Raw genomic sequence first — 9943 nt, 5'->3', positions numbered from 1 at the left:
AGTAAAAGATAGAAAATTATATATAATAAAGAAAACGATCAGGGGAATGTGCTTCTGATCGTTTTCTTGCGTAAGGATAATTTAAAGTTATCTAAGGAAGGAAAGAGTCAGCTACGCCGGTATGCTGCAGGCTCTTTCCTTGTACTACCGGATAGAGCACTCTATATTACCGATCGTTCTTCCGCAGCGCCTCCACCCGTCCATATCTCCGATACATTAAAAGCTCAAATATTACCATACAAGCCCATCCAATCGTCGTACCAATCGCCACAGCCTGAATCCCCAGCCGTCCAAACAGCGCATAACTGATCACAACGCGGATTGGAATCTGCACCAGAGTCGCGAACAGGGTGATCATCAGGTGCCCGATTCCACGGTAATATCCCTGAAAGGTATTGGTGATACCACTGATGAAGTAAAAACCAGCCATCGGCGCCAGATAGGACATGCCCTGACGCAGCGCTTCCGTTTCGTTTGGTTTTAAGAAAATACCGAGCAGCGGGTGACGGCAGAACAGCACGACCACCGCTGTCAAAATAATATAAATTTCTGCAATCACCAGCATTTTCCGAAGCCCTTTCGGAATCCGGTCATACTCTTTCGCGCCGAGGTTCTGTGCGGAGAACGTCGTGATAGATGCTGCAAGGCTGTCGCCCGGGGCGAGCACATAGCTGTCGATGATGGAGACGGCATTAAAAGCGGCAACAGCATCGACGCCGAGTGCATTGACGCCGGACTGGACGAGCAGGCGGCCGACGTAGAGAATCGTCTGCTGGACGGCGGAAATGGAGCTGAAATCGATCGTTTTTTTGAGCATCGAGGTTTTCAGTTTCAGATCCCGGATGCCGAGGCGTAAGAGGGGCACTTTCGCCCAGATATAGACGAAGAGGGCGAGCGCAGAGACCGCTTGCGAGATGATCGTAGCGATTGCCGCACCGGAAACACCGAGGCGGCAGATGCCAACCAGGAATACATCCAGGAATACATTGACAACGGTCGTCAGGATCAGGACATAGAGCGGCGCTCTGGAATCTCCGATTGCGCGCAGGGCGGCGGAGAAAATATTGTAAAAAAAGGTAAAAATAAGACCCAGTGAGATAATCTGCAAATACAAGGACGCCGGTGCCGATATCTCTTCCGGTGTCTGGGTAAGGCGGATAAACAGGCGGCTTCCTGCCAGTGAAATACCGGAGAGGACAATGGTTAAAAGCAGCCCGGAGAGCACCGAGGTCGCAAATTCATCCTTTAAATCCTGATAGTCTTTCGCACCAAAATAGCTTGCCATCAGAATTGATGCGCCGAGCGACAGCCCGACAATCAGAAAGGTCAGAATATTCATGATCGGACCCGCCGCACCGACTGCCGCCAGCGCCTCTTTTCCGTAAAACTGTCCGACGACTACCGAATCGACCGTGTGGTAGAGCTGCTGGAAGAGGTTGCCGAACACCAGCGGAACCGCGTAGGCGATCAGGTGTCCGGTTATATTCCCTTTTGTCATATCACGAGCCATAAGCATTTCCTCCAAATCCCAATTTATAACTAAGATTGTAGCACGGAACAGAGTGCCTGCCAAATAAAAAAATCTGTCGAATCATGCAAAAAAATCAACAAATTGTTGCAATTTCCGCAAGGAAGCGCTGCAAATCCGATGGGAAAGTGGTAACAGCATAAAACCGCCCTATCTAGTGGAAATCACTAAGGAAATGTGGTAAGATATATAAGTTAAACTGGACTTAATAGCGGTTGACAGATTGACAAAAGTAAAAATTGTATCTTTCAGTATAAAAACAGTAAAAATTGAGTTGGAAACAACAGACAGAAAGGAAGTACAGTATGCAGGCAATCATTCTGGCTGGCGGATTGGGGACGCGGCTTCGCAGTGTGGTAAGCGACCGTCCGAAACCGATGGCGCTGGTTGCGGGTAAGCCGTTTCTGGAGTATGTGCTTCAGGGGCTGAAAAAAAGCGGAATTGACGATGTTATTTTTGCCGTCGGTTATAAGGGCGGCATGGTGGAAGAATATTTTGGAGACGGATCGCAGTTTGGCATCCGGGCGCGGTATGCGTATGAGGAAGAGCTGCTCGGCACGGCGGGCGCGATCAAGAATGCCGGGAATTATGTGACGGACGAGCAGTTTTTTGTCCTGAATGGCGATACATTTTATCAGATGGATTTCGGCGATTTAAGCCGGATTCAGCAGGAAAAAAATCTGGAGATGGCGCTGGTTCTGCGCGGTGTGCCGGATATTTCCCGCTATGGGGCGGCGCGCCTGACCGACGGGCTGCTGACCGCTTTTAATGAGAAAAATGGCAATACTGGGGCGGGCACGATCAACGGCGGTGTGTACCTGATGAAGCGGGCGCTGCTGGATGAGATTCCGGAGGGAAAAGTTTCGCTGGAAAATGAGTGCATTCCCAGGTGGATGCAGGAGGGAAGACGTCTCGGCGGCATCGTAAATGACGGCTATTTTATTGATATTGGTGTGCCGGAGGATTATTTCCGGTTTCAGGAGGACGTAAGAAAAGGAGACATTACATGGTAATCAGAGGAAGAGCGCCGCTGCGCGTGAGCTTTGGCGGCGGCGGTACGGATGTAGAACCATTCTGTGTAGAACAGGGCGGTGCCATTATCGGAAGTACTATCAATAAATATGCATATTGTTCGATCATTCCGAGGAATGATGACCAGATCACGGTTCATTCCCTGGATTTTGATATGACAGTCAAGTACAATGCGAAGGAAAATTACGTCTGCGATGGACGGCTGGATCTTGTCACGGCAGCGCTGCGGGCGATGGATATCAAGCAGGGATGCGAGGTTTATTTACAGTGTGATGCTCCGGCTGGTTCGGGACTTGGAACCTCCTCGACTGTCATGGTAAGTCTTCTGACCGCGATGGCGCGCTGGAAAGGAATTACGATGGATAATTATGCGATGGCGGATCTGGCTTACGGCGTGGAGCGGATCGATCTGGGAATTTCCGGCGGTTATCAGGATCAGTATGCGGCGACCTTCGGTGGCTTTAACTTTATCGAATTTCACGGACGCAACAACGTCGTGGTAAACCCGCTCCGCATCCGCCGCGATATTATCAATGAGCTGCAGTATAACCTGTTGTTATGCTACACGGGCAATATCCATGTATCCGCGAATATTATCAAGGATCAGGTAAGCAACTATAAGAAACCAGACGCATTTCAGGCGATGTGCGAGGTAAAGGCGCTTTCCTATGCGATGAAGGACGAGCTTTTAAAGGGAAATCTCCACAATTTTGGCCGCCTCCTGGATTACGGCTGGGAGAGCAAGAAGCGGATGAGCAGCAAGATCACAAATCCGCAGATTGATATGCTCTATGACGAGGCGAAAAAAGCGGGCGCCCTCGGCGGAAAGCTTTTAGGTGCTGGCGGCGGCGGCTTCCTTCTTGTGTACTGCCCATACAACGTTAAACATCAGGTGGCGCGCCGTCTGGAAGCGGCAGGCGGACAGCTGATGGATTGGAATTTCGAACTGCGCGGCGCTCAGAGCTGGATCTGCGATGAGGACCGCTGGGACTACCGCGATATTCAGGTGCAGATGCCGGATAAGGAGTATACATTCCATGTGTAAAAATAGCTGTAAAGTAGTATTCCTCGACCGTGATGGCACGATGAACGTGGAGGTCAATTATCTTCACCGAAAAGAAGATTTGAAGCTGATTGACGGTACCGCAGAGGCAGTCCGTCTCCTGAACGAGGCCGGATATAAGGTGATCGTCATTACCAACCAGGCGGGCGTGGCGAGAGGTTACTATACCGAGGCGGATGTAAAAATCCTTCATGATTATATGAATGAGGTGCTGGAGCGTGACGGAGCACACGTAGATGCGTTCTACTATTGCCCGCACCACCCGGAGCATGGGATTGGACTTTATAAGAAAAAATGCCATTGCCGCAAGCCGGAGACGGGAATGTTTGAGATGGCAGAGCGCGATCTGCCGGAGGGCATTGATAAGGTGCATTCCTATATGATCGGGGACAAGCGCATCGACGCGCAGGCAGGAAAAAACTTTGGCGTGACCGGAGTCCTTGTCGGAACTGGCTATGGGGCAAAAGAACACGCGGAAGATAGGGCGGCTGGACTTATAAAAGAGGACGGAAGCTGTCCGGCGGGCGGTTATGATGCGTATGCGGAGACGCTGCTGGATGCGGTGCGAGGGATTTTAGGCGGGCGTATATAGAATGCGGCTCACAAAAAGATTCCGGGAGTACATAAACTAGAAAGAGAGGAACCATCGACATGCAGAATCAGAGACAAAACGGACGACCAGACGCAGCCGTGCGCATGGCTGGTCTTTTTCTGGTGCTGTTCTGTGTGGCGGCGGTTCTGATTCCGGCGAAAACGCTGTTTACGGGAAATGGTTTTTTTGCAGATTACATTCATTTCACGGAATCGAAACGGATGTATGTGGAGATTGCGATTCTGGCAGTCTTGATCTTTGGGGGGCTGGCGCTTTTGAAGCGCGGACGCAGCCGGATGTACTGGCTGACGGCGGTTGTGCTGGTGTTTTTCTGGATTCATGTGGTATTTCTGCCGATGGTGGTGTCGGCGGTGTATCTGATTAGCCTGTTGGCGATCGGGCGGTTTTTGAGAAAACAGGTGTTTTTCAGGGGAACGGTCTGGGAGCGGCCTTATTTTTCTTTTTATATGGACTTCCTTTTTGGCGCCTCCTTTGCAATCGTTGTGTATTGCCTACTTTCTGCCCTTGGCGTTGGAAAAATCGCCTGGATGCGCCTGAGCGTCTATGCTCTGGGTGTGGCGGCGCTGGGCTTTGATTTTTCCTCGATTTCCTGCCAGTGCATTAGGGGATGGCAGACGCTTTCCTGGATGCTGGATGGCAGGGACAAGGTGTCGGTTCAGGTGATTGAGACAGGGAAACAGGCGTTACTGTTCACAGGTAGGCACTTTTGGAACCGAAAGTGCCGTAAGAAAACGTGGTGGCAGCAGGAATTTGCCGTATTTAAATGCGAAGCCACGGCAAATTCCGTTACTGGGCACGTATGCGTGAACAGTAACAAACAGGCGTTACTGTTCACAGGTAGGCACTTTTGGAACCGAAAGTGCCGTAAGAAAACGTGGTGGCAGCAGGAATTTGCCGTATTAAAATGCGAAGCCACGGCAAATTCCGTTACTGGGCACGTATGCGTGAACAGTAACAAACCGGCTGGCAGCGGGGGATCGAGGGAAATACCGCGCCGGGTGCGCCGGGCATGGACGCTGGCGGCTGGCTGGTGTGCCCTGATGTTCCTGATTCAGGTGGGACGCCTGAATATCGCACTCGACTTTGATACACTCTGGTATGGTGTGCGTTCCCAGTACATTGTGGCAGGCGGAACCGGGCTGTATGAGAATCCGGGGCTGGTCGGCATGGTCTATGTGTATTCGAAGGGCTTTGAGGTGCTGACTCTGCCGCTCTGCGATCTGGCGAGTCACAGCTACCTGACGTTCTTTAACCTCTGGCTGGCAGTTCTGGGAATTGGGGCGATGGTCTGGAATGCGGTGCTGCTGACGGGCAATCGAAAGCAGGAGACAGAAAAGAAACTAACGTATCACAGCGTCTTGCCGGGAATTATGGCAGCTGTTTTGACGATTTCGGTGCCGGGCATCATGAATATGGCGCTCACAGCCAAGGCGGATTTGATTACGTGGCTGCTGCAGCTTATTATGCTGGGATGTTTCTTTCAGTATATTCATGTGTATGAAAATCATTGGATATTCCTCTCCGGGGCAGCCGGTTCCTATTTCCTGTCCCTCACGATGAAGCCGACCTCCCTGGTCTTTTCCACTGCCGTATTTGGCATGATGGGGCTGTACCTTCTGTGGTTCTGGTTTCATGAGCGCGGGGCGGCGGCTGACCTGTTTCACCATATAGTCCGCCTGATTGGCTCCTTATGCCTGCCATTTGGGGCATTGGTTGGTATCTGGGCGCGGACGATGAAGATCACGGGAATGCCGGTCACTTCGGTGTTTACTTCGATTTTTGCATGGTTTGGTTTTAAAATGAAATACCCATTTGCCACCTCGGAGCTGCCGCAGAATTATCAGGAGGAATCAACGCTTCATGTGCTGGCGCGGCGCATCTGGCAGATGCTGATGCAGCCGCAGGGTGAAGATATGGGGCATGTAATTCTGGCATGGGGAACCTCGCTGATGGCGGTGCTGATTGTGATGCTGGTGCTTTATGGGATTTTCTCCAAAAAGGGAGATGAGCAGTCCCATATCTGGAACGCGGCATTGGTAATTTTCTTCCCATTTGTGATCGTCAGCCTGATCAGCCTGTCGATGCTTTACCAGATCGACGGAAATTATTTCATGCTTCTGTATTCTATGCTGATTCTGGGGGCATGCCGGGCGATGGTGTATTTTAAGAAAATCGGCTTTTATCCGCTCGCGTCGAAGTGCCTGACGCCGTTGCTGGTATTAAATCTGATTGTCACGGCGATCAGCAGCTGGGCGTGGACGGCTGGATTTTCGGAGATTCATCTTCTGAATAAAGGGCGTGTCAATCACCGGGCGCAGGAACAGGCGCGGATGGAGGAAAAGGGAAACACGCTGATCTGGCAGGAAGTATCGCAGGATCCGGAAAACCGGGTGATCGCATTTGGAACGCATCCGTACTGTTTGCAGTTTCCGTGCAATGTGGAGTCGTATAAGGATATTACATCGCCGTGGGGCAACGTCGAACTCGTCAACTCGCCGGAGGCGTTTGAAACCTATATGGCGTATGCGAAGACAGATTATGTCTACGCGGAAGCAGGCTATCTGGGACCGGGAAGCTGGGAGTGGAGTCTGGATCTTCTGCGGGAGCTGATCCGCAGAGGCAGCCTGACCGATCTGTTTTTTGAAAATGGAAATATGCTTGCGCGGGTATCCGACACAGCGGTGCCGGAGGAAGAAGCGCAGAACAATCTGGAAATGTTTGAGCAGGAGTATTTATTTTATGATGCAGAAGCTCAATAGACATCGAAAAAACTGACAGGAGGAAATAGAAATCATGAAGGAATACGAGTACCTAGACGAGCTGATCAGCCGCTATCCGGTTCTTGCACCGGTGAAAGCGGATATTCGCACTGCGTATGAGACGATGAAAGAGTGCTATGAGCGCGGCGGAAAACTTCTGATTGCCGGAAATGGCGGAAGCTGTGCGGATTCGGAGCACATCGTGGGCGAGCTGATGAAGGGGTTTGTGAAGAAACGCCTGGTTTCGGCGGAGATAGAGGCGGCGCTTAAAACGGTAGACCCGCAGATGGGAGCGGAACTTTCTGAAAAGCTGCAGCAGGGACTTCCGGCGATCGCGCTGACTGGGCATGCAGGACTGACCACCGCATTTATGAATGATGTGGATGGCAGCATGACTTATGCGGAACAGGTGCTTGGATATGGAAAAGAGGGGGATGTGTTCCTCGGAATCTCAACCTCGGGCAATTCAAAAAATGTCCTGTATGCAGCCGTGACGGCAAAGGCAAAGGGGCTTAAGGTTATCGGGCTTCTGGGACGCGACGGCGGGCGGATCCGTGGGTACAGCGACACTGCGATTGTCGTGCCGGAGCAGGAGACATTTAAGATTCAGGAGCTGCATCTTCCGGTGTACCATGCACTGTGCCTGATGCTGGAAGAATATTTCTTTTAAGATATATTTTGTTTCATGGAAAGGAAGTAATGATTCAGCAGGTTCATGAAGAAAACTGGATGATTACAAGGGAAAAGTATGTTATTTGGAAACAGGCCGGCAGACAAAACGGCAAAATGGAGAGTCAGTACCCGCAGTTTTGCAGTGCTGCTTGCCTATACGCTTTTTATCTGGTGGCTGGAAGTGCTGGATCTTCTGGCATGGCTTTTACATGTACCACAGGGAACGATTTTGTCGCGGGCGGCAGCGCTCGTTTTATGCGGTGCAGTCATGGCGGCAATCGGAAGATTTGAACGGGACCATGCGGGAGTGAGTCCGTTTTTTATAGCGGGAAGTTTGTTCATCCTGGCATTTTTTTCGGTCAAGGGATTTGCCCCGGATCAGAGCTATGATACGCAGAACTATCACCTGCTGTCGCAGATTCCCGGATTTGTGGACAACCTTCATTATCATGTGATACCGGGACGGTTCCAGATGTTCGGTTTCCGGCTGGGCGACCGGATGTTTTATCCATTCCGGGCGCTTCTGGGGCTTCGGATGGGGACATTGTTAAATGCGCTGGCGATGCTTGTGATTTATCGGCAGGTAACGGTGTTCCTGAGCATGGAGGCAGGCCGGCTGGAAAGAACATGCAGCTGGTTGAAGCATCTTGCGCCGGTACTTGCATTTCTGATTGTCAGCCGTCTGGAGCTGATTCAGGAGAGTGGCAGCTACATGGTCGAGCTTCTGGCACTGCCGTTTCTGCTGGAAATGGTATTTCTGCTTCTGCGCGGTCTGGATGAGGCGAAGTGGGAGCGCGAGGCGGTTTTATTCTGCCTGTTTGGCGGAATCCTGTTCTGCCTCAAGATGACGAATATCGTGTATCTGGTACCGCTTCTGCTTCTGTATCTGTGGAAAATCCGGAAGTATCTGACGCCGAAGCTGTTTCTGGGATGCCTGGTGACGGGGATGATTCCCGTCAGTGTGTACCTGATTTACAATGGGATAGCGATGAAAAATCCGGTTTATCCTTATTACAACAGCCTGTTTCATTCGCCATATTTTGGGGAAATGGACTTTAAGGATCCGAGATGGGGACCCAGCAACATAAAAGAGTTCCTTTTGTGGGCATATTCGATGATCCGGCATCCAGATTACCGCCTGAGTGAGCTCCCGGCGAAATACAACCTGGATCTGGCGCTGATGTATCTGGGAGCGGCGGGAGCCGGGCTCTGCTGGATTTGGAAGCGGGTCAGCAGCAGGACGGGAACCCTATTTCTGCTGTATGCCGCATCCTTTATTCTCTGGGCGGCAACGACGGGACACAGCCGCTATTTTATGGGCGGAATCTTATTTGCCGGAATGCTTTGCGGGTGCCTGGTGCTGCAGGGAATGGCTTCCATTTCTCCCAGGCTGACAGGCGGCGTTGTATTTGCGATTATGTTTATAGTTGTTTACGCCGGGCGCGCTTACGATGCTTATACCTGTGTCTGGAACGGCGGGGAATGGGCGATGCGGGCGGTGAGCCGTGAGAGTATCCGCAGCAACCTGCCTTACGTATTTCACGATCATCAGCTGTTTACACCGGAAGAACGTTCCAAGATTGACCGCATTTTCCTGACCTGGTCGGATGTGGGAAGTTATGCGCGGCTTGCGGGCGAAGATGTGCCGGTCTGGAACCGGTATTCGATCGTCAATGAGCTTTCGGAGCAGAAAGACGCCTATATCGATGAAATCGAGGCGGCGATGGAGGCAGGCGAGGGCGTCTATGACATGATCCCGCAGGGACTTGAGACGTTGGAAAGCTATCTGGAATGGATGAATGAGGCGGGATGGTACGTGCATGATATGGAGTATCAGGAAACAATCCTGCAGGGCAGCCAGTCCTTTACGCTGGCAGGGCTTGAGATGGCGCATGGACGCGAAAACTGCTGGTACCGCACACAGGAGATTTTCATGGATGCACAGGAATCGGAAAAAGAAGTACCAGAATGGCGCTGGGAGAATACCAGCGGGGACGATCATCCGACTATTCGGGCGGTTCTGTGTGATCCGGACTACTGGGTGCTGAAGCAGCCATTTGAAGTGGAAATCATCGCCTCGGATGGGACAAACAGCCGGACGGCTGCTGTGATCCAGGCGGGACAGAAGGAATATGAACCGATGGAAGTACAGCTTGATCTGACAGGGCTTCAGAGAGAGATAAAATTGGAATTGGTAAGTACAGCTGAGACAAAACGGGCTGTTGTGATCAATCCGGAATGGTCCGCCAAAACGGTGGAAGAGTGAAAACGGGAGG

7 protein-coding genes are annotated in these 9943 nt (G+C 51.5%); 6 read left to right on the top strand and 1 reads right to left on the bottom strand.

The features are described 5' to 3' along the window. Window positions 1-166: 166 nt before the first annotated feature. Entirely contained in the window at window positions 167-1510 is a 1344-nt protein-coding gene (locus DWV73_RS07435) for an MATE family efflux transporter (protein WP_117796299.1), read from the bottom strand. A gap of 323 nt (window positions 1511-1833) precedes the next feature. Between DWV73_RS07435 and DWV73_RS07430 the strand changes: the two genes are divergently transcribed. From DWV73_RS07430 to DWV73_RS07405, 6 genes are all read left to right on the top strand, one after another. Then, on the top strand, window positions 1834-2541 hold the full coding sequence (locus DWV73_RS07430; RefSeq protein WP_117796298.1) for a nucleotidyltransferase family protein: 708 nt from the start codon (window positions 1834-1836) through the stop codon (window positions 2539-2541). Next, window positions 2535-3605 carry a GHMP kinase gene (locus DWV73_RS07425; RefSeq protein WP_117796297.1) on the top strand — a complete coding sequence of 357 codons (1071 nt, stop codon included), beginning with the start codon at window positions 2535-2537 and terminating at the stop codon, window positions 3603-3605. The genes DWV73_RS07430 and DWV73_RS07425 overlap by 7 nt, the downstream gene beginning before the upstream one ends. Continuing rightward, window positions 3598-4215, top strand: coding sequence for an HAD family hydrolase (locus DWV73_RS07420; RefSeq protein ID WP_022360062.1), 618 nt, complete (start codon window positions 3598-3600; stop codon window positions 4213-4215). Before DWV73_RS07425 ends, DWV73_RS07420 begins: the two co-directional genes overlap by 8 nt. A 59-nt stretch (window positions 4216-4274) precedes the next feature. After that, window positions 4275-6995 carry a hypothetical protein gene (locus DWV73_RS07415; protein ID WP_117796296.1) on the top strand — a complete coding sequence of 907 codons (2721 nt, stop codon included), beginning with the start codon at window positions 4275-4277 and terminating at the stop codon, window positions 6993-6995. Window positions 6996-7029: 34 nt separating this feature from the next. Next, complete coding sequence (locus DWV73_RS07410) at window positions 7030-7665, top strand: SIS domain-containing protein (RefSeq protein WP_117796295.1); 636 nt, start codon at window positions 7030-7032, stop codon at window positions 7663-7665. Window positions 7666-7743: 78 nt separating this feature from the next. Beyond that, window positions 7744-9933, top strand: coding sequence for a hypothetical protein (locus tag DWV73_RS07405; protein ID WP_117796294.1), 2190 nt, complete (start codon window positions 7744-7746; stop codon window positions 9931-9933). Window positions 9934-9943: the final 10 nt, after the last annotated feature.

This window comes from Clostridium sp. AF12-41, assembly GCF_003461685.1.
In the GTDB taxonomy this organism is placed as follows: Bacteria; Bacillota; Clostridia; order Lachnospirales; family Lachnospiraceae; genus Otoolea; species Otoolea fessa.
This window is presented reverse-complemented; position numbering and strand designations above follow the sequence as displayed.

Excerpts from the sequence above, each read along its gene's own strand:
- DWV73_RS07435 (WP_117796299.1), bottom strand. The coding sequence starts at position 1,510 with ATGGCTCGTGATATGACAAAAGGGAATATAACCGGACACCTGATCGCC.
- DWV73_RS07430 (WP_117796298.1), top strand. The coding sequence starts at position 1,834 with ATGCAGGCAATCATTCTGGCTGGCGGATTGGGGACGCGGCTTCGCAGT.
- DWV73_RS07425 (WP_117796297.1), top strand. The coding sequence starts at position 2,535 with ATGGTAATCAGAGGAAGAGCGCCGCTGCGCGTGAGCTTTGGCGGCGGC.
- DWV73_RS07420 (WP_022360062.1), top strand. The coding sequence starts at position 3,598 with ATGTGTAAAAATAGCTGTAAAGTAGTATTCCTCGACCGTGATGGCACG.
- DWV73_RS07415 (WP_117796296.1), top strand. The coding sequence starts at position 4,275 with ATGCAGAATCAGAGACAAAACGGACGACCAGACGCAGCCGTGCGCATG.
- DWV73_RS07410 (WP_117796295.1), top strand. The coding sequence starts at position 7,030 with ATGAAGGAATACGAGTACCTAGACGAGCTGATCAGCCGCTATCCGGTT.
- DWV73_RS07405 (WP_117796294.1), top strand. The coding sequence starts at position 7,744 with ATGTTATTTGGAAACAGGCCGGCAGACAAAACGGCAAAATGGAGAGTC.